Annotated in this window: 22 protein-coding genes; 18 read left to right on the forward strand and 4 right to left on the reverse strand. The window is 39.3% G+C overall.

The annotated features are described in order from the left end of the window. Positions 1-52 precede the first annotated feature (52 nt). The 6 genes from pstC (at position 53) to LPB68_RS18290 (ending at position 6,475) form a co-directional block, all read left to right on the forward strand. The gene (gene pstC / locus LPB68_RS18265; RefSeq protein WP_068656297.1) at positions 53-958 is read left to right on the forward strand and encodes a phosphate ABC transporter permease subunit PstC; all 906 of its coding nucleotides are present in this window, start codon (positions 53-55) and stop codon (positions 956-958) included. Continuing rightward, positions 955-1,851, forward strand: coding sequence for a phosphate ABC transporter permease PstA (gene pstA / locus LPB68_RS18270; protein ID WP_068656296.1), 897 nt, complete (start codon positions 955-957; stop codon positions 1,849-1,851). Before pstC ends, pstA begins: the two co-directional genes overlap by 4 nt. A gap of 12 nt (positions 1,852-1,863) precedes the next feature. Beyond that, positions 1,864-2,619 carry a phosphate ABC transporter ATP-binding protein PstB gene (pstB, locus tag LPB68_RS18275; RefSeq protein ID WP_068656294.1) on the forward strand — a complete coding sequence of 252 codons (756 nt, stop codon included), beginning with the start codon at positions 1,864-1,866 and terminating at the stop codon, positions 2,617-2,619. 172 nt (positions 2,620-2,791) lie between these two features. Beyond that, positions 2,792-3,883: a GntR family transcriptional regulator gene (locus LPB68_RS18280; RefSeq protein ID WP_068656293.1), complete on the forward strand. Its 1,092-nt coding sequence runs from the start codon at positions 2,792-2,794 to the stop codon at positions 3,881-3,883. A gap of 215 nt (positions 3,884-4,098) precedes the next feature. Beyond that, positions 4,099-4,800: an L-ribulose-5-phosphate 4-epimerase gene (araD, locus tag LPB68_RS18285; RefSeq protein ID WP_068656292.1), complete on the forward strand. Its 702-nt coding sequence runs from the start codon at positions 4,099-4,101 to the stop codon at positions 4,798-4,800. Position 4,801: 1 nt separating this feature from the next. Further along, entirely contained in the window at positions 4,802-6,475 is a 1,674-nt protein-coding gene (locus LPB68_RS18290; RefSeq protein ID WP_068656291.1) for a ribulokinase, read from the forward strand. 93 nt (positions 6,476-6,568) lie between these two features. Here LPB68_RS18290 and LPB68_RS18295 read toward each other — a convergent pair whose 3' ends face one another. Then, complete coding sequence (locus LPB68_RS18295) at positions 6,569-7,177, reverse strand: helix-turn-helix domain-containing protein (protein WP_068656289.1); 609 nt, start codon at positions 7,175-7,177, stop codon at positions 6,569-6,571. A gap of 227 nt (positions 7,178-7,404) precedes the next feature. Between LPB68_RS18295 and LPB68_RS18300 the strand changes: the two genes are divergently transcribed. The 11 genes from LPB68_RS18300 (at position 7,405) to LPB68_RS18350 (ending at position 13,962) form a co-directional block, all read left to right on the forward strand. Continuing rightward, entirely contained in the window at positions 7,405-7,833 is a 429-nt protein-coding gene (locus LPB68_RS18300; protein WP_068656288.1) for a phage holin family protein, read from the forward strand. 81 nt (positions 7,834-7,914) lie between these two features. Beyond that, entirely contained in the window at positions 7,915-8,202 is a 288-nt protein-coding gene (locus LPB68_RS18305) for a Dabb family protein (RefSeq protein WP_068656287.1), read from the forward strand. Positions 8,203-8,241: 39 nt separating this feature from the next. Further along, positions 8,242-8,670, forward strand: a complete 429-nt coding sequence (locus LPB68_RS18310) for a DUF86 domain-containing protein (protein WP_068656285.1) — start codon at positions 8,242-8,244, stop codon at positions 8,668-8,670. 21 nt (positions 8,671-8,691) lie between these two features. Beyond that, the gene (locus LPB68_RS18315) at positions 8,692-9,624 is read left to right on the forward strand and encodes a DUF4261 domain-containing protein (RefSeq protein ID WP_068656284.1); all 933 of its coding nucleotides are present in this window, start codon (positions 8,692-8,694) and stop codon (positions 9,622-9,624) included. 153 nt (positions 9,625-9,777) lie between these two features. After that, positions 9,778-10,131 (forward strand): YtxH domain-containing protein, encoded by a 354-nt coding sequence (locus tag LPB68_RS18320; protein ID WP_232510173.1) that lies wholly within the window; start codon positions 9,778-9,780, stop codon positions 10,129-10,131. 238 nt (positions 10,132-10,369) lie between these two features. Continuing rightward, a complete protein-coding gene (gene racE / locus LPB68_RS18325; protein ID WP_068656698.1) occupies positions 10,370-11,182 on the forward strand; it encodes a glutamate racemase in 813 nt (270 codons plus the stop codon). 105 nt (positions 11,183-11,287) lie between these two features. After that, the gene (locus tag LPB68_RS18330) at positions 11,288-12,484 is read left to right on the forward strand and encodes a M14 family metallopeptidase (protein WP_068656281.1); all 1,197 of its coding nucleotides are present in this window, start codon (positions 11,288-11,290) and stop codon (positions 12,482-12,484) included. Positions 12,485-12,634: 150 nt separating this feature from the next. Next, positions 12,635-12,877, forward strand: coding sequence for a hypothetical protein (locus tag LPB68_RS18335; protein ID WP_068656280.1), 243 nt, complete (start codon positions 12,635-12,637; stop codon positions 12,875-12,877). A gap of 154 nt (positions 12,878-13,031) precedes the next feature. Further along, a complete protein-coding gene (locus tag LPB68_RS18340; protein ID WP_068656279.1) occupies positions 13,032-13,334 on the forward strand; it encodes a HesB/IscA family protein in 303 nt (100 codons plus the stop codon). A 31-nt stretch (positions 13,335-13,365) separates the two neighbouring features. Next, positions 13,366-13,587, forward strand: a complete 222-nt coding sequence (locus LPB68_RS18345) for a YuzB family protein (protein WP_068656278.1) — start codon at positions 13,366-13,368, stop codon at positions 13,585-13,587. Between the two features lie 108 nt (positions 13,588-13,695). After that, entirely contained in the window at positions 13,696-13,962 is a 267-nt protein-coding gene (locus tag LPB68_RS18350) for a hypothetical protein (RefSeq protein ID WP_068656276.1), read from the forward strand. Between the two features lie 70 nt (positions 13,963-14,032). On the opposite strand, the gene LPB68_RS18355 is transcribed toward LPB68_RS18350, so the two are convergent. Then, complete coding sequence (locus LPB68_RS18355) at positions 14,033-15,916, reverse strand: LTA synthase family protein (protein WP_082865642.1); 1,884 nt, start codon at positions 15,914-15,916, stop codon at positions 14,033-14,035. Between the two features lie 205 nt (positions 15,917-16,121). Then, on the reverse strand, positions 16,122-17,279 hold the full coding sequence (locus tag LPB68_RS18360) for a THUMP domain-containing class I SAM-dependent RNA methyltransferase (protein WP_068656273.1): 1,158 nt from the start codon (positions 17,277-17,279) through the stop codon (positions 16,122-16,124). Between the two features lie 196 nt (positions 17,280-17,475). Between LPB68_RS18360 and LPB68_RS18365 the strand changes: the two genes are divergently transcribed. Then, the gene (locus LPB68_RS18365; RefSeq protein ID WP_068656271.1) at positions 17,476-18,108 is read left to right on the forward strand and encodes an O-methyltransferase; all 633 of its coding nucleotides are present in this window, start codon (positions 17,476-17,478) and stop codon (positions 18,106-18,108) included. A gap of 9 nt (positions 18,109-18,117) precedes the next feature. On the opposite strand, the gene LPB68_RS18370 is transcribed toward LPB68_RS18365, so the two are convergent. Further along, positions 18,118-19,323 carry an MFS transporter gene (locus LPB68_RS18370; protein ID WP_068656270.1) on the reverse strand — a complete coding sequence of 402 codons (1,206 nt, stop codon included), beginning with the start codon at positions 19,321-19,323 and terminating at the stop codon, positions 18,118-18,120. Between the last annotated feature and the right edge of the window lie 145 nt (positions 19,324-19,468).

Consider the following 19,468-nt stretch of genomic DNA (forward strand, 5'->3'; position numbering starts at 1 on the left):
AAAGAGGCGGATTTATCTGCCTCTATTTTCACTTTAAGAAAGTAGGACAGCTATGAAAGCGAAAAATCCATCTCCTATTCGAATGAAAAGGCATCACATGGAAGATTCGATTGGACGTATTTACACGACGTTCTGCGTATCTTTGCTTGTTATTATCATTGTATCCATGATCTACTTCGTAGCATCTAAAGGTCTTTCGACCTTTATCAAAGATGGTTTAAATGTTGGTGATTTCTTGTTTGGAACAAAATGGAGCCCAGGTTCGGATAATCCACTTTATGGTGCCCTTCCCTTTATTGTTGGCTCCTTCTCAACTTCAATTTTGGCAGCATTAATTGCAAGTCCATTAAGTATTTGTGCTTCGTTATTCATGACAGAAATTGTTCCAGGTTGGGGAAAAAGAATACTACAGCCTGTCATCGAATTGCTTGCAGGTATTCCATCTGTTGTATATGGCTTTGTTGGGTTATCTGTTATCGTTCCACTCTTTCGTGATATATTTCCAGGGCAGGGGATTGGGATTGCTGCAGGTTCATTAGTGCTCTCAATTATGATTCTGCCTACCATTACAAGTATTACAACAGATGCACTCAGTACTCTTCCTAAAGGATTGAAGGAGTCTTCCTTTGCACTAGGAGCTACACGCTGGCAGACTATTTCTAGAGTGGTTATACCAACCGTCTTGCCATCCATCCTTACTGGGATCGTACTTGGTATGGCACGTGCGTTTGGTGAAGCATTAGCTGTACAGATGGTTATTGGGAATGCTCCTCATATACCTAATTCATTGTTTCAATCAGCGTCCACACTTACAAGTGTAATTACGTTGAATATGGGAAATACCATCGGTGGATCTATCGAAAATAATGCTCTTTGGAGTATGGCTCTAGCTCTTATGATCATGACATTTATCTTCGTAATTGTTGTTAGACTTCTTGAAAGGAGAAATCGGATTTGAAACCCAAAACAGTTGATAAAATTGCTACTGGCGTAATTGTCACATTCTCCTTAATCATTGTTGCTGTATTACTCGGGTTGTTGGGATATATCCTATTTAGAGGATTTAGTCATATTAGTTGGTCATTCTTAACATCTATTCCACAGACCATTAGAGTAGGTGGGGGGATTGGACCACAATTATTTAACTCACTCTTCTTATTGGTACTCACATTGATTATTACGATTCCATTAGGTCTGGGTGCAGGGATTTACATGGCGGAATACGCTAAGCCTGGTAAAATTACAGGTACGATTCGCCTTGTAGTAGAAGTGCTCTCATCCTTTCCATCGATCGTAGTAGGATTGTTCGGTTTGTTACTGGTTGTAAATACTTTTGGATTTGGTTTCTCACTCTTCTCAGGTGCGTTAGTACTGACCATTTTCAACTTACCACTTATAGTACGTGTTACGGAGCAAGCTTTCAGAGGTGTTGCTAAGGAGCAGAAAGAAGCTGGACTTGCACTTGGGTTGTCCAAGTGGAAGATTATTACATCGATCCTATTTCCCGTGGCATTACCGAGTCTCGTGACGGGAATTGTACTTGCAGCGGGTAGAGTATTCGGAGAGGCAGCTGCACTTCTATTTACAGCAGGGATGTCCACGCCAAGACTTGATTTCACGGATTGGAATCCCTTTAGTCCTATGTCACCGATTAATCCATTCCGTCCTGCCGAAACATTAGCTGTTCATATCTGGAAAATAAATAATGAGGGTCTAGCACCAGATGCAGCAGAGATTGCTGCTGGAGCTTCAGCAGTGCTCGTTATCCTTGTATTAGTATTCAATTTACTTGCTAGATGGCTGGGTAGAGTATTATATCGCTACTTTACAGCATCTAAAGTTACGGAATAGGGGTACACATATATGCAAACATCCTTTCGAACAGAGAAACTCAGTGTCTTTTATGGGACATACGAAGCGGTAAAAAAAATTGATATGAATTTTCCTGAACAAAGTGTAACCGCATTGATCGGTCCTTCCGGATGCGGGAAATCTACATTTCTACGTTCCTTAAACCGCATGAATGATGAGATTGTTGGTTCTAGGATTGAAGGTGAAATCTGGATTAATGGCAAAGATATTAATTCACCAGGAACCGATGTCATTGAATTAAGACAAAACATCGGGATGGTATGGCAGAAACCAAATCCTTTCTACAAATCAATTTATGAGAATATTGCTTTTGGTCCGAAATACCACGGAATCAAGAATAAGAAGAAATTAGATGAAATTGTTGAAAGTAGTTTAAGAAAGGCAGCATTATGGGATGAAGTTAAGGATCGCTTGAAGCAATCTGCGCTATCTTTATCTGGAGGCCAGCAACAACGGCTATGTATAGCACGTGCGCTTTCTGTTAATCCTCGTATTCTATTGTTGGATGAACCGGCATCAGCACTTGATCCTGTATCTACGGCAAAAGTAGAAGAACTTATCGTTGAACTAAAGAAGGATCTCAGCATTGTAATTGTTACACACAATATGCAGCAGGCTGCAAGAATATCTGATTATACTGCATATTTCTATCTAGGCACTTTGATGGAATATGATACGACAGATACGATCTTCACCAACCCAACTAATCCGAAGACTCAGGATTATATCACCGGCCGGTTTGGCTGAAGTAAACATGTAATTCTAAGAGACGAAGCCCTTTCATGTGGATTCGTCTCTATTTGCGTTCGGTAATTTCGATTCATAAGTTAGATGGATGAAACGGCAAGTTGTACGTACAAATAAATTATATGATATAATACCTACATCTTGAACCAAATAATAGTCTAACGGAGGAGCCATGACCGCAAAATATAGAATTGTAAAGCAAGAAATCTTATCATGGATCCATTCATCCAAGTTACTACCAGAAAGTCAGCTCCCATCTGAGAATGAAATATCTGAACAGTATCAGGTTAGTCGACAAACGGTACGTCAAGCGATTGGTGAACTCGTTCAAGAGGGTTGGTTATTTCGTATTCAAGGAAAAGGGACATTTGTTACGCAACCCAGCATGAAAGTAACGAACAATACACAGACCATTGGTGTAGTTACAACCTACATTTCAGATTATATTTTCCCCTTAATTGTACAGGGGATTGAAAGTGAACTGCGAAGTCATGGATATCACCTATTGTTAACAAGTACAGATAATGATAGAGATAAGGAACGAGAATGTCTGGAGATGATGTTGGATCAATCACTTAGCGGGATTATTATGGAGCCTACGAAGAGTGGTGAACGCAATCCTAATCTGAGTTATTTTCTTACGATGGAGAATCGTCAAATACCTTATATTATGGTAAATGCACGTTATGAGGAAATGGATTCTCCTTGTCTAAGAGTGGATGATGAGAGGGGAGGTTTTCTGGCTGCGGAGCATCTGATCTCGTTAGGTCATCGGCAATTAACGGGGTTCTTTAAAACAGATGACATGCAGGGAATTCGTCGTATGAAGGGGTTTATATCAGCTCACCATAAATACAATATTCCATTATCATCAAACTCAGTATTTACATATATTACTGAGGAGAAGAAAGACAAACCGCAAGAGTATGCTGCTAAGATGTTAAAGTTACCCATTGGCGAACGACCTACAGGTTGGGTTACATATAATGATCAACTAGCAGTTCAATTATTAGATACCGTTCGTTCGAATGGTTGTTCTGTTCCTAAAGATTTATCGATTGTCGGCTTTGATGATTCTTTCCTCTCAACAGCGACTGAAGTGAAGCTTACAACGATTAGTCATCCCAAGAGGGAGTTGGGAATTAAGGCAGCACAATGGATGATTTCGATGATTGAGGGGAAAATGGAAAGGTTCGAAGGTGGAGAGAATATTTTAAAACCGGAACTTATTATTCGCGAATCGACGTCTAAAGTGATGTTGTAGTAGTAACTAACATTGAAATGAAATCTAAAGTCTTTTCCTCTAACGGAATTGACTTTTTTTGTTGTTAAAAATAGTTGGATAAGTTGTACGTACAAGTGTATAATGAATTTATATAAAACTGTTATGTTTGGATAAATTCATTTATTATAACATAATAGTTTACGCTTTCATTCAATATTTTAATGAGAATAGACGAGAAGGGAGCATTTCATAACATGTTAGAACAACTGAAAGAAGAAGTGTTAGAAGCCAATCTTGCGCTTCCTAAATATGGGCTAGTTACGTTTACCTGGGGTAATGTTAGTGGTATTGATCGTGAGCAAGGTTTAGTTGTGATCAAACCTAGTGGTGTGCCCTATGAAGAACTTAAAGCAGATCAATTAGTTGTTGTAAATTTGAAAGGTGAAATTATAGAAGGAGATCTAAGACCTTCTTCAGATACCCCAACACATCTTGCACTATATCGAAACTTCACAGAGATCGGTGGTGTTGTACATACCCATTCATCTTGGGCTACAAGTTGGGCTCAAGCAGGACGTGGTATTCCGGCACTAGGGACCACACATGGTGATTATTTCTATGGAACCATCCCATGTACTAGAAAAATGACAGAATCAGAAATTGCTGGTGAATATGAATTAGAGACAGGTCACGTCATTATTGAAACTTTTAGAGATATGAATCCTATGGATGTCCCTGGCGTATTAGTGAATTTACACGCTCCTTTCTGTTGGGGTAAGAATGCACATGACGCGGTTCACAATGCAGTAGTAACAGAAGAAGTAGCAAAGATTGCCTATCGTTCATTTGTGCTGAATCCTGACCTAGGACCGATGGATCAGGCACTGTTAGATAAGCACTTTTTCCGTAAACATGGCGCGAATGCATACTATGGTCAGAAGAAGGGGGAGCATTAAGATGAGTATTAAATATGCGGTAGGAGTAGATTATGGGACAGAGTCAGGAAGAGCGGTATTGGTTAATCTTTCGAATGGTGATGAGGTCGCAACGCATGTCACACCTTACCGTCATGGAGTAATCGATGAGAATCTTCCAGGGAACGGGTTGAAGTTAAGCATGGATTGGGCCCTTGAGCATCCAGCAGATTACATCGAGGTTCTGACTAATTCTGTTCCAGCAGTTATGAAGGAAGCTGGAATCTCAGCAGCGGATGTTATTGGGATTGGAATAGACTTCACAGCTTGTACGATGCTTCCTATAGATGAGAAGGGTACACCGCTTTGTTTAAAAGATGACTATAAAGATAATCCACATAGTTGGGTGAAGTTATGGAAGCATCATGCGGCACAAGATGAGGCTAATCGCCTTAACGTTATCGCTGCTGAAAGAGGAGAAAAATTCCTCCCACGATATGGTGGTAAGATATCCTCCGAGTGGATGATTGCGAAAGCATGGCAAATATTGAATGAAGCACCCGAGATTTATGATGCGGCTGATCAATTTGTAGAAGCTACCGACTGGGTGATTATGCAAATGTGCGGAAGTCTTAAACGAAATCAATGTACGGCTGGATACAAATCTATTCACCACAAGCGTGATGGGTACCCAAGTAAAGATTTCTTTAAAGCATTAGATCCTCGTTTGGAGAATATTGCAGATACGAAGTTACGTGGTGAAGTATATCCACTGGGTACTAAAGCGGGTGGATTAACTCCGGGAATGGCAGAGAAAATGGGTCTATTGGCTGGAATTGCAGTTGCCGTAGGTAATGTAGATGCTCATGCTGCAGTTCCAGCGGTAGGTGTAGTTACGCCAGGTAAGCTTGTTATGTCTATGGGTACATCGATTTGTCATTTATTATTGGGTGATGAAGAACGCGAAGTTGAAGGTATGTGTGGTGCTGTAGAAGATGGTATTATACCTGGTTACTTCGGTTATGAGGCAGGTCAATCGGCTGTTGGAGACATCTTTGCATGGTTCGTAGATGAAGCTGTCCCTGGTACAGTCAAAGACCAAGCGAAACAAGAAGGAATCTCTGTTCATGAATGGCTCGAGAAGAAAGCAGCAGCTTACCGACCAGGTCAGACGGGACTATTAGCCCTTGATTGGTGGAATGGGAATCGTTCAGTATTGGTTGATACGGACCTTACTGGGTTAATTGTGGGTTATACGTTACTCACCAAGCCAGAAGAAGTATATCGTACATTACTTGAAGCAACAGCTTTTGGAACTCGTACCATTGTGGATGCATTCCATAATAATGGGGTTCCAGTTGAGGTGCTATATGCATGTGGTGGATTGCCACAAAAGAATAAATTACTTATGCAAATTTATGCGGATGTTACCGGTCGGGAAATCAAAGTGTCCGCTTCCACTCAGACACCTGCCCTAGGTGCAGCAATGTTTGCCGCTGTAGCTGCTGGTAAAGAAAACGGTGGGTATGACAATATCGTCGATGCTGCACAATACATGGCGCGTATTCGTGAAGAAAGCTTCACACCTATTCCTGAGAACAAGGCAGTGTATGACGTATTATATCAAGAATATAGTAAGCTTCATGATTACTTCGGTCGTGGTGAGAATAATGTGATGAAGAAACTGAAATCCTTGAAGGAACAAGCAGACGTATAATTGATTCATGGAGAATAAAAAAGCTAGGGTGACTGAACTAAGTTCAGTCATCCTAGCTTTATTGTTGTCATACCGTATAGATAGTCCCAAGATTTATGCATGACTAAGATCATCATTAGTCTCCTGTATCATGCAATCAGCGAATAGAATGGACATAGGGATTCGGAAAAAGTCTTCTGCCTTTTCTTGGAATGTTTTGGATGGTAGTGTACCCTGATGTAACCATTTACGGAATGTTCCCGGATGAACATTGATCCACTTACTCACATCACTGACGGATAGATCATGAACCATACAGAGTCCCGTAAGAATATGGTTACTAATAGGGGAGCGAGTTATCGTTCTTCGCATAAATTTTGAATGTGCTGGTTGGCAAATGATCGGACTTTTTTCGAGGAGTTCTTCATTAAATAGAATATGTCGCGGATACCCTAAATACTGACAGACGCTATCCATATTCTTCTTACTAGGAATTCGTCCTTCATATACCCAAGCGCTGACACTTCGAGAAGATACAGAGAGATCTTCAGCCAATTTAGATAATTTGATGTCTCTTGTCATGAGAATTGCGAGCAGAACACGATTGCGTATTTGACAACGAGTGGGTTTGCGGAAACGTTTGACACGAACACCTTTTCCTAGATACTTACGGTTGATCAGAGCCCAGGCCTGAATCGAATGTTTTTCTGGTTGAGTAGGCATAATTCCTCCGATGATTTTTATGAATTTCACTCTAGATGATGGAATCCCCTACCAAGCGTAGTGCGTTAAGGTAAACCATCATATGAAGAAGTTACAATAGTAACACTAACCATCCCTATTTCAAAATCTAGCTAATCTATTAATCTATGAGAATGATGATATTGACCATTTCATCCAACAGTTCTCAACATATGATAGTTTATGTGAAGTCGAAGGAAGGAGTGGGTATGGTGAACATATATATAGTACAAGGTATGACTGGTATTATTGGAACTATTCTTACGTTTTCTTTTGGTAGTTGGAATCAATTGCTTAATATATTTCTTGTTGTGATCATAATTGATTATATCACAGGTGTACTAGCAGCAATCAAGAATAAATCAGGTCTCAATAGCAAGATTGGTTTTTGGGGATTGACGCGTAAGGCGTTGATGTTCCTAGTTATTATATTAGCACATCAATTGGATCTTTTAATGAATAATGGGTTTGGAGCAGTGAAAAGTGGTGTCATTTATTTTTATATGGTAAATGAACTCATATCCATTACTGAGAATTATGGACGGTTAGGATTACCTCTACCTGAACAAATTACAAGAATCATTGCTGCCTTGAAGAATAAGGAAAAACATAACAATGATCTAAATAAGAAACCATAAATGACAAGTTTCTTTAACAAAGTCATAGGGTATGTTATATTTTTGATGAACCATATTTTTTAAGATGATAAGGAGTATTCCATGATTAAACATATTGTATTCTTCAAATTAAAAGATAGTTCTCCTGAAAGTATTAATAGAACAGCAGATGTTCTGAGAAATATGGAGGGTAAGATTCCACAGCTTAAATCCATAGAAGTTGGTATTGATGTGATTCGTTCTGAACGTTCATATGATATTTCATTGATTACAGAAGTTGAATCACTTAAAGACCTTCAGGCTTATCAAGTTCATCCTGTTCATCAGTTAGTTATTCAGCATATGAATGAATTCAAGGAAAGCTCAATAGCTGTAGATTACGAGGTATAAATCGAATTTTCGACTAACATATTGTATGGGGGTCAAGCCGTGTATTATGTCAATAGAGAACAGATCGACAGACGATTACAAGCCATTCCTGAGATCGTAGAGGTTCTTCAAATCGTAGTGGATAAATGGGATAAGGGTCTTAGCTTGAGTTTTGCTCAGGAACGAGCTTTACATTTAGCAATCGAAACTGTAACCGATGTTGGTAGTTTTCTTATCGATGGTTTCATCATGCGAGATGCTAGTAGTTACGAGGATATCCTTGAAATTACACATAAAGAGAATGTTTTTAATAATACAATTTATAATTGCTTAATTGAATTAGTGAAACTTCGTAGACCTCTGGTTCAGGACTATTATGAATGGGATCGTTCTTCTCTTCATCCATTAACCAAGGTCCTTCCAACGATCTTGAATGACTTTGTCACTTCGGTAAAAGATTATCTTGATCGAGAATTAGGAACTTCATGATATAAAAGGAGAGTATGTAGAATGACTTCTGATGTAAAAAACAATAGTGTTGATCAACAATTAGAGAATGATAGTGATTCTTCGGGCTTTGCCCCGATCTATATAGTAGAATTTTTGTATGATCAATTACCTGTGCTTTCTGTAGAAAAACTTCGTGCAACCTTGGAAAAATATACAGGGATCGTAAAAATCTCTGAAGCAGGTAATGAATTACCATCTCCTTTTGTACAAGAGATAGCTGACTCTGAAGATGAGAACTCTCATCCTTTAGTCTTCTTTCACATGGACCATAAAGTTTCATTTGAAGATGTTGAGGTTCCTGCTCAGAGTTGTATATATGAACCACGGAAGATTCAAGATTTCACTCGCTTCGATGTTGCCTTACAACAAAGTTTTCACTGGCAAAATGTTCGGCAGACTGTAGAGAAATGTCAGTACAGTATTCGTATCCATGATTTGTTTACGGCTGGACTTCCGTATAAGCAGCGGTTTGAACTTATTTTAGGATTAGTTCAGGCAATTGAAGAAACAGCACCATGTAAGGCGATGTATTGGCATGGTAGTGAGAAGTTGGTTCACCCCACTACGTATCTGGAAGCTGTTGATTTAGGAGAAAAACTATATGGGGCAGTCAATCTTCGCCTCTATAGTACTGGTAAAGAAAAGGTCATGATTATGGATACACTTGGATTATCATCCTTGGGTATTCCTGATATCCAATGTCATTTCTACGGTATGGATCCTAGTGAGGTAGCTCGTGACTTACTCGTTATCTCTAAATATTTATACGACCAAGGTGATATTATCCATGATGGCGAATCCATTGGAACATCGGCAGATAAAGCTTATTTATGTGAGCATCAGCATGCTTTAGTGGTTCCAGAACGTTATGTACTTGATCTTAATCCAGGGGCAAAGCATGCAGCAAGTCAGTTTAACAACAACAATGAATAAATAGTTAATAAACTAGGTTGTCCCGTGTATCAAGACAAGCATCCTCTGATTATAATGCATTAAGAAATAGGCATTCGCCCGATTATGGTGGGTTGATGGGTGCATTAATACTTTATTAGACACTTGTGTCTAAGCTTAAAGAAGGAGAGATGGATGATGAAGGACAATGATAAAAGTTTCTTATGGGGTGCGTTGGTAGGTAGTTTATTAGGGTCTGTTACTGCGTTATTGCTGGCACCAAAGCCTGGTTCAGAATTGCGTAAAGACATCGTAGACACAACCCGTCAGGTGAGTAACAAGACGCAGGAATTGGTGCATGTTGCTAGTGAGCAAGGTTCTAATATTTACGGTATTGTTAAGACGAAAGCTAGTGGTATTGCTCAGGACATTCAAACTTGGCGTTGCGCTAAACAAGATGTAGTGGAAGAGAAAGCTAGTATTTCATCATTACCGGATAATTCAGATACAGATGCTTTTGACCTATTTGTGGATGATGAATTGAACTAAGAACAATTGAAGAGTAGGCCTTATCCTGATTCCATAGGATGTAAGGCCTTTTTTTCTGTGAAGACGTATTATTATGTATAGTGCTTGTAGGACAGATTGATTTGAATTAAAATTTAGGTACGTTATCGTTTCCATTATCATATGGTAGCAAAGTGAATCAATTTCATAAAGAGTAAATGAATCTTAAGAAATTGATTCCTAGGAAACAGAAATTGAGACAGAAGGAAGCGGTGTGTTCGTGAAGCGTGCAATAGCAATATTAGACTCTGGCGTGGGGGGACTAACTGTTGCGAAAGAAGTGATGAGACAGCTCCCTCGTGAGAAAATTATATATTTTGGTGATACAGCCCGTACACCATACGGACCGAGATCATCTGAACAAGTTAGAATGTTTACTGAACAAATCGTAGATTTTCTCATACAGTTTGAGCCCAAAATGATCGTTATTGCTTGTAATACAGCAACGGCAGCTGCATTAACCTATATCTCAGAAAAGGTTGATATCCCAGTCATAGGGGTAATACATCCAGGTGCCCGTGCAGCCATTAGTGCAACAAAGACGGGACATGTCGGAGTGATTGGAACAGTGGGTACCATTGGTAGTGGTGCTTACACAGCTGCATTACAAGAACTCTCACCGTATGTTAATGTGACGAGTGAAGCTTGTCCATTGCTAGTACCACTTGTTGAGCAGGGGTTATTCCGTTCAGAGGAGACGTTTCAAATTGTTGAGCAATCATTAGAGTCAATTCGTAATACATCCATTGATTGTTTGATACTTGGATGTACCCATTATCCTTTTTTAATAGATACAATTCAAGAGGTCATGGGGAATGAGGTCAAGTTGATTAGCTCAGCGGATGAAACAGCTAGAGAAATCAGCACGATATTATATGATAAAGGCCAGTTAGCTAAGAGTGATGAATCTCCGATTCATCAGTTCTTCTGTAGTGGAGATGGAGAAATCTTCAAGAAGATTGCCAATCAATGGCTAGGTGAACAGATCAAGCGGACGCCAGTCGTATGGCAGGTTTCAACATTCAAAGACTAATTGATGAATTATATAGCATGAAGTACAACTTTCAAAGCATACAATCTAACCACCCAACTTTGTGGTATGTGTCTAAACATGGAGTCAGTGGAAAGGAATGATTGTATGCAACAATATATTGTTCGAAAGGGAGATACGCTCCATCGTATCGCTGCTAATAAGGGTCTAATGATCGAGAACATTGTATTCGCTAATCCGTGGTCAGCAGATCAATCGTATCTAATACCTGGGCAAGTACTGTTCCTTCCCTCATCCCCTCGACGTAGATACGAGATACAATTAGGCGATTCGCTAGAGATCGTTGCGGAACAATTCTCCATTCAAACACAAGCACTAGAAGATATGAACCCTGGTATATCTCAGAGCGTATTTCCAGTTGGACGTATACTTGTACTTCCCTCATCAGAAGCGAATTGTATCGTTGAGCCACAGGGTGAATACGGATATAACGAGTTAATGCAAGATATAGAAGAACTCTTAATGAAATATTCCTTTATCAAAACGCAAGAAATAGGAAAAAGTGTCATGGGTAAATCCCTCAGCATGTTGAGAATAGGGAAAGGACCCAGACAAATACATGTGAATGCTTCTATTCATGCTAATGAGTGGATTACCACCTTATCATTGATGAAATTTGTTGAACAATATGCAGAAGCTTACCATAGTAAGGAACTATGGAATGGATATGATCCGCAAACATGGTTTAAGGATTGTACCTTGTGGTTGTTGCCTATGGCTAATCCGGATGGTGTGGAATTGGTTCAAGAAGGTGTTACACATGATCATGTTTATGCAGAGCAATTATTGGTTTATAATAACCAACGTAAAGATTTCAAACATTGGAAAGCTAATATTCGTGGGGTGGATCTAGGTGATCAGTTTCCAGCTCATTGGATAGAGGAAGGGAAGCGCAGGGGCATCATATCACCATCTCCTCGAGATTATGGAGGAACCCATCCGCTTAGTGAACCTGAAGCTCAAGCATTAGCTACTTTCACATTAGAAATACCACTGGATTACGTGATTTCTTTACACAGTCAAGGCCAAGAAATTTATTGGAATTACCGTGATTACGAACCAGAAGAGAGTCAAATGATTAGTCAACGATTAGCCCAAGTTAGTGGATACCGGTCTGTTAAATTGCAAGGCAGCGACGCTGGTTATAAAGATTGGTTTATTCAGCATTTCAAACGACCAGGATTTACAGTTGAAGTTGGCCAAGGAGTTAATCCTTTGCCTATACATCATTTCCGAAATATAAGTTTTGAAGTTGGGATGATTCTCGGTGAATTAATGAATTAATGAATTAATGATTTGATCTAGAAATAATGAAACATTTCCGAAAAAAATCGTATGATATACTAGAAGGGGTCGATCGCATAGTAAGGATGCCATTTTTCCTAGCGGGTGCTCCTTCTTTTATAGGTTGTAGAATGGAGGTTGATGAGTAACTTGAAGCTTAGGAGATTATTATCGTACAAACATTGGATAACCGTGTTGGGAAATTTACGTCGATATGTGTTCTCCCCTCAGGTTGCACTGGTGGACAAGCTAATGTTTCTAATCCCTGTGATTGTGTATTGGGTATTTCCTCTTGATCTAATACCAGGTCTGCCTATTGATGATATTGGTGTGACTGTGATTCTTATGAAGTGGTTCACCTCACGAATACAACGCAAGTACCCAAATGTCTAGCAGCATAATTGCTTTAGTCAGTATTTGGAGGACTGAGAGTGATCTCATTCACTTTAAATAAGGACAAGTCATGAAGTGGCTTGCGCAATAGATTATGTTTCTTTACAATAAATAGTTGGGCAAGTAATTACATCTATACTAGGAGATGTTGCATATGAATTGTAAAATAACCCGTAATGCGGCAAAAGTATTATTAAAAGAATTAAGCAAAGAAGAAAATAAAGATTTGAAACTTCGTGTGTTAATTACACATGCTCATGGTGATCATGCACATTATGGTATGGATGTAGATACAGCAACGGAGAAGGATGAAGTGGTTTCGACGGATAAGGGAATTGATGTGATTCTAGATTCAAGCGAACCATTATTAGATGGCGTTAAGATAGACTATTTATATTTCCCTGAAGAAGGGTTTGTTATAACAAATCCAGCTAAGGGTAATCACGGAGATCATTAAAGTTAGAATAGATAAAGAAGGTTGAATATTAATGGCAAACGATATACGTGTATGTGAGAAATGTAAGCATACGAAACTCAAAAGTATTATTCCCAAACTCCAAAAGATGGCACCTGATGCTGAAATCAAAGTTGGATGCAAATCATATTGTGGTCCTTGCGGCAAAAGAGCGTTCGTATACATTAATGGTCGGTATGTGAGTGCACCAACGGAAGAAGAAGTGCTTGCTAAAGTAACCCCATTCATAAAGTAATCTTTTGGCAAAAGATAAATAAGCCCTTCGTGAATAGTTCCTTCCCTTAGAAACCAAGCTAATGATGGTGAATGGTAAGGAACTATGTAGCGAAGGGAGACTATTTCAATGTCTAAACGTCATTTTTCAAGTATGCAAAGTAACTCACCGATTTCCCAAGCCAATAACTCGGTGGATAGGCTCCATCAGTCCATCTCACAGGCGATAAGTCACCCTTCAGAGCAATTAGTGGAACAGGTGGAGAATTCCTTGGATCATGCAGAGCAGGCGGTTGAGGCAGCTCAAGGGAGTGAGAATACTCTAGCAATACAACGCACAAATGAACTGCTAGCTGATGAGATCGATCGCTTAAAAGAGATTAATGTTACAGATTAATTTGAATAACAGATAAATAGATGTATAACAAGAAATACCCATTATGGACTACCATAGTGGGTATTTCTTGTTAGTCATTGTCTAACTTACTTATCAAATTATATTGAATCACTTGATCCGAAATGTTGAGTTCAAGTGCAGCTTGATCAAACATAACTCGGCAGTTAGTGATCTCAGTAGTATCTCTTGTGTTGAGATCATAGCAGTTACCATTCTCATATACACCATCAGGGGAAGGGATATAGACTAGCTTACTGTTTATGACAGCACCTGAGCGTAGTATAACCTGACGTTCATGCTCTGCGAATAGGTTATTGCCTAACATATGGTATGAATCTGTTGGAATTCCAAGCAGATGGAGAAGTGAGGGTGATAAATCAATTTGTCCAGCAGGGTCTGTATATTCACCCACTTGACTATTATCAGGCAAATGGATGAGAAGTGGAACTTGATTCATGATTTGTTTCATATCAAGATCGCTTATGTTTTTGCCCAGAAATTGTTCATAATAGAACTTATCTTTGATGGAATTATCATGATCCCCGTATAGAACAAGAATTGTATTGTCCCAGATACCCTGTGCCTTCATTTGTTGAACAAATTGACCAAGCGCTTCGTCTACGTAATGTATAGCATGCAGGTAATTCCCGAATATATTATCGCTAAATTCACCGACATTTAATTGTTGTGTATCTTTTGGCATGGTATATGGATAGTGGCTAGTTAACGTAATTAGGAATGAGTAGAATGGCTGATCGAGAGAATTCATCTTATCAAGTGATTGTTTGAAGAATGATTTGTCACCAAGTGACCATCCCAAAGGCTCATCATTTTTGTAATCATTTTTACTGTAAAAGTGATCATATGACATATTGTTATACATGATGGTTCGATTCCAAAAGCTACTCTCATAGGCATGAAAAGCGTTCGTTGAATAACCATGTTTCTTCATGATGGAAGGTAACATATCGTATTTATGTTCAGGATAACGAATAAATGCAGAGCCTGATGGCAATGCGTGTAGTGAACTATGTGAGATGAAGTCTGCATCAGATGTTCTCCCTTGTCCTGTCTGTTGATAGTAGTTGTTAAAATACATACTCTCTTTCATCAGTTTGTTGAAATGGGGAGTGATCTCTTCACCGTTAATGCTCTTACCGATGACGAAATTCATCATAGCTTCCATTTGGATAACAATAACATTGTTATTCTTATACATGCCAAAAGTGTTATTCTGTATCGTTCGTTGAGCACTTTTTTGTGTAAATAGATCCTTAACAGCATTCATTTTCTCTTGTGAAAGTGTTGGCTCTGGACCTAGATGTTCTTGTGCATAACGATATATATCATACCCATGAAATCCGATTAATCCTGTGACATTATAGATAGACATATTCCACCAATTACCTGCGAATAACCCCAATGCCCAAGTTTCACTGTATTGTTTAATCGGTGAAAACGTAAGGACATAACCAATAGCTAAAGTAATCGTACCCGCTATGAAACGACGGACAATGTTGTTATTTCTAGAACGGATTGGTGGTGTTTGATGGAGATAAAGTGATGATTCTTTCTTATGTCGCAGAATCCAGCGTGTGATTGCGTAAAGGATAAAGAGAATCCAATCAATGAAGAATGAGAGATCCTTCCACAATATTAAAGAATGAATACTCTCGCCTAAAGAACTAACTTGACCCGTCTGGAGAAGTACTGGAACCGTTATGAAGTCTCCGAAATATCGATAATATACCAAATCGGAATATATGATGAAGGTTAAGATGATGTTCAATAGTATTAATGAAACAACATAGCCACGACGAGGGAGCCATAATGTCCAGAATGATACTAACATTAAAGATCCTAAGGCGATAACATAGTCAAGTGGGTCTAATTGTATATTTGGAAGGTTGATCAGGTTATCTATAAGAGTTAATTTCATTAATAAGATCAGCATAAATAGGGCATAGCTGCTAATACGGAATAGAGCATTTGGAATTTTTACTTGGAGATACACGGATTGAATTCCCCTTTTTTAATTAACAGAATGTAAACGACAAACTTTTAATATCATAACATTAGTCAGGATCAACATAAAATGTTGATGTTAAACATAGGTACAGCCCGTCCAAAGTACGGACGAGCTGCTGTTGGAACTAAGCTTAATCACTGTGTGGCGTACTATGTCCACGTGGTGGAAGTGGGCCAAGATATTGATAGTACTGGCACTCAATCGTTCCGTTGTATAACTTCCGACGTTTATCAGCTTTTTTGTTGAAGATTTGCTCGAAACGTTTGGTTGAACTAATCGCAAAAAATGACCAAGTCGGTAGGCTTACTGTCATTCTTTTTAACTCACGAATAAGTTGTTCTACCTCCGTTATTTCACTTAAACGCTCCCCATAAGGCGGGTTAGTTATGATACATCCATATTCCCCTTGAGGTCTAGCTTTCGTGAGGGGGAGAACCTCCAATTTAATATCTTTGGCGAACCCAGCACTATTCACTGCCGCTTGAGCTACTTCGATCGCTGCGGGATCAATATCACTTCCGGCAATTTGTAATGGAATATCATCACGAACCGCATCAAATGCCTCTTCTCTAGCTTGTGACCACAACGCATCAGGAATGATGGGCCATCCTTCTGAATTAAATGTACGTCGTAGTCCAGGAGCGATATTCCAACCGATCATAGCTGCCTCAACTAAGAGAGTACCTGAACCACAACATGGATCATAAAAAGGTCTAGTTGGGTTCCAACGGCTTAGTTGGATAAGGGCTGCAGCCATAGTCTCCTTCAATGGTGCTTCAGTTACGAGTTTTCGATATCCGCGTTTATGAAGTCCAGATCCTGTTGTATCAAGAGTAATTAAGGCGGTATCATTCAACATAATTACCTCAATTACATAACGTGGTCCATCTTCTGGGAACCATTCGGTATGATATGTCTGATTTAACTTATCTACGATCGCCTTTTTGACAATACTTTGGCAAGCAGGTACACTGCTTAGTTGTGACTTGTGTGAACGTCCTTCAACTGGGAATTCACCATTCTGCGGAATAACGTCCTGCCATGGTAATGCTTTAGTGCCTTCGAACAATTCATCAAAGGTCATGGCGGTAAATTCACCCATTTTGATTAGAATACGGTCAGAGGTTCGCAACCATAAATTACAACGACATATATCGATTAAATCTCCACTGAAGGTGACACGCCCATTCTCGACTGTCATATCATGGTAACCAAGTTCTTTCAATTCACGAGCGACTATGGACTCTAAGCCCATCGGTGCAGTAGCAATAAGTTGTAAGTGAGCCATTTAACCAATTCAACTCCATCCGGCCATCCTAGCTACCCTGTGGGCATCGTCAGGAGACCTCTAATATAACGCTGCCTTGCCGGTTTTCGACAAAACACATACAATAATAACAATAGTAACCTATACCGATGTAATCAAACATCAATTATAAAACAAATAGGCAAATATGGAAAGTTAGTTTGAGGAGGAATAGAAATTGATTCACACCCCTGATGAATATGTTAACCAAATATATAAAGAAGATGAGCATTTAGAGCATGTGAAAGAAAGCATTAAGGAATTAGGAATGCCGGAAGTATCCGTAGCTCCCGCTTACGGACGACTTCTAACGATTCTTGTTCAGACTTCTCGAGTGCAAAATGCATTGGAAATAGGAGCTTTGGGAGGTTATAGCGGTATTTGTATAGCGAGAGGACTCCCCGTGAACGGACAATTGCTTTCCTTGGAATTAAAAGAAGAGTATGCCAATCTTGCAAAGGAAAATCTGGAGGCTGCAGGATTTGGCAGCTTCGTAAATTACAAGATTGGACCCGCACTCGATAGTCTTGAGAAATTGAAAAAAGAAGATCGAAAGTTTGATTTCTTTTTTATCGATGCAGATAAAGAAAATTACCCGATGTATTTAGAGTACGCTATTATGATGGCTAATCCTGGTGCTCTGATCGTTGGTGATAACTGCTTCTTACGCGGAAGAACGTTGAACACAGATAAGAATGGCCCGGGAGTACAGGGAATGCGTCGTTTTAATGAGCAAGTCGCTTCGGACGATCGACTAATTAGTACTTTACTTCCAGATTACGACGGACTGTCGATCTCATGGGTGAAGTGAAGCGTTGATTCAATTGGCTTGCTGCCTATTACCATAGAGTTTCATTCTTACCCATATCACGTTCAATAACAGTAAACCACCTGAAACGATAAACAATCCTTCGATGCCGATAAAACCAGACAATACCCCACCGATAATAGCACCCAGCATATTACCTAGGGCGAGCGTACTGCTATTAAAGCCGAAGGATCGACTTTCCATACCATCGGGTGTGTAAGAACGTATCAAAGCATTTACACTTGGCAATAACCCTCCCATAAAGATTCCCATTAGGAACCGGACTATAATTAGTTGCCATACGGTATGCACAAATGCCTGGGGAATGATGGTAAGGGCAGTCCCAATTAATGAGTAAGTTAAAATACGATGTGAACCGAATTTGTCGCTGACTTTGCCGAGAATAGGTGAGGAGATCATATTAGAAATTCCAGTTACGGCTACAACTAATCCTGCCCAGAAAGCTATATTTACTGATGAGGCATGCAGATCTTGTACATATAATGGTAATAAGGACATCGGGCTTACCATTGCAAACTGTAATAGGAAAGTCACAGCAAATAGTGCAAGTAATTGAGGGATATGAGCTAGTTCTTTGAACCCCTGAATAACAGACACTTGTGGGATATGAGAAGCCTCATCACGATCGAAGGATTCTTTAACTAAGAATAGAGCAAGGAAAGAAGCGATTAGAATTAATGTGCCTGTAATGTAGAAGATAGGACGGAAGCCTACTAAGTCGGCTAGAACACCACCGATAAGAGGGCCAAGTATGGTACCTGCTACTTGACCAGATTGCATAATTCCCATCGCATAACCCATGCGTGCTTTTGGTGTTGTACCTGATACAAGTGAGATCGCGGCAGGGTTAAACCCAGATATGGTTCCGTTTAATAATCGCAGAAATAATAATTCCCAAGGAGTTCTTGCAAATCCCATTAGAACTATGACAATGGCCATCCCGAAACCAGATCGCAACAACATAATTTTGCGACCATATCTATCTGCAAGTTTCCCCCATAATGGTTGAAATATGAATGAAGTCATAAAATTAGCAGCGAAAATAAGACCAGTCCATATGCCTATTTCATGTTCACCAACGACTCCTAAATCTTGTGCTAAATATAAAGCCAAAAATGGCGTAATCATTGTAATTCCAGCGTTGACTAGAAATTGTCCAAACCATAAAACGATTAAATTAATTTTCCAGGTGTTCAAGTGTAATACACTCCTTATCTTAGCTGTAACATAAAAAAAGGAAACTTATAGGATGTTAACTATACCATAAACAGAATCAAAAACGAGATATTGGATAACAATGTCATAGGATTGTCATGACATCTTATTCTGTGAGAGTTGTTAC

Origin of the sequence: Paenibacillus crassostreae (assembly GCF_001857945.1) — a bacterium.
GTDB classification, from domain to species: domain Bacteria; phylum Bacillota; class Bacilli; order Paenibacillales; family Paenibacillaceae; genus Paenibacillus_AQ; species Paenibacillus_AQ crassostreae.

Bases quoted from the DNA above. Each gene is read 5' to 3' on its own strand.
- LPB68_RS18290 (WP_068656291.1), top strand. From the start codon at position 4,802: ATGAGTATTAAATATGCGGTAGGAGTAGATTATGGGACAGAGTCAGGA.
- LPB68_RS18355 (WP_082865642.1), bottom strand. From the start codon at position 15,916: ATGCTGATCTTATTAATGAAATTAACTCTTATAGATAACCTGATCAAC.
- LPB68_RS18340 (WP_068656279.1), top strand. From the start codon at position 13,032: ATGAATTGTAAAATAACCCGTAATGCGGCAAAAGTATTATTAAAAGAA.
- LPB68_RS18315 (WP_068656284.1), top strand. From the start codon at position 8,692: ATGACTTCTGATGTAAAAAACAATAGTGTTGATCAACAATTAGAGAAT.
- LPB68_RS18305 (WP_068656287.1), top strand. From the start codon at position 7,915: ATGATTAAACATATTGTATTCTTCAAATTAAAAGATAGTTCTCCTGAA.
- LPB68_RS18300 (WP_068656288.1), top strand. From the start codon at position 7,405: ATGGTGAACATATATATAGTACAAGGTATGACTGGTATTATTGGAACT.
- LPB68_RS18360 (WP_068656273.1), bottom strand. From the start codon at position 17,279: ATGGCTCACTTACAACTTATTGCTACTGCACCGATGGGCTTAGAGTCC.
- araD (WP_068656292.1), top strand. From the start codon at position 4,099: ATGTTAGAACAACTGAAAGAAGAAGTGTTAGAAGCCAATCTTGCGCTT.
- LPB68_RS18280 (WP_068656293.1), top strand. From the start codon at position 2,792: ATGACCGCAAAATATAGAATTGTAAAGCAAGAAATCTTATCATGGATC.
- LPB68_RS18350 (WP_068656276.1), top strand. From the start codon at position 13,696: ATGTCTAAACGTCATTTTTCAAGTATGCAAAGTAACTCACCGATTTCC.
- pstC (WP_068656297.1), top strand. From the start codon at position 53: ATGAAAGCGAAAAATCCATCTCCTATTCGAATGAAAAGGCATCACATG.
- LPB68_RS18330 (WP_068656281.1), top strand. From the start codon at position 11,288: ATGCAACAATATATTGTTCGAAAGGGAGATACGCTCCATCGTATCGCT.
- LPB68_RS18320 (WP_232510173.1), top strand. From the start codon at position 9,778: ATGATGAAGGACAATGATAAAAGTTTCTTATGGGGTGCGTTGGTAGGT.
- pstB (WP_068656294.1), top strand. From the start codon at position 1,864: ATGCAAACATCCTTTCGAACAGAGAAACTCAGTGTCTTTTATGGGACA.
- LPB68_RS18345 (WP_068656278.1), top strand. From the start codon at position 13,366: ATGGCAAACGATATACGTGTATGTGAGAAATGTAAGCATACGAAACTC.
- LPB68_RS18295 (WP_068656289.1), bottom strand. From the start codon at position 7,177: ATGCCTACTCAACCAGAAAAACATTCGATTCAGGCCTGGGCTCTGATC.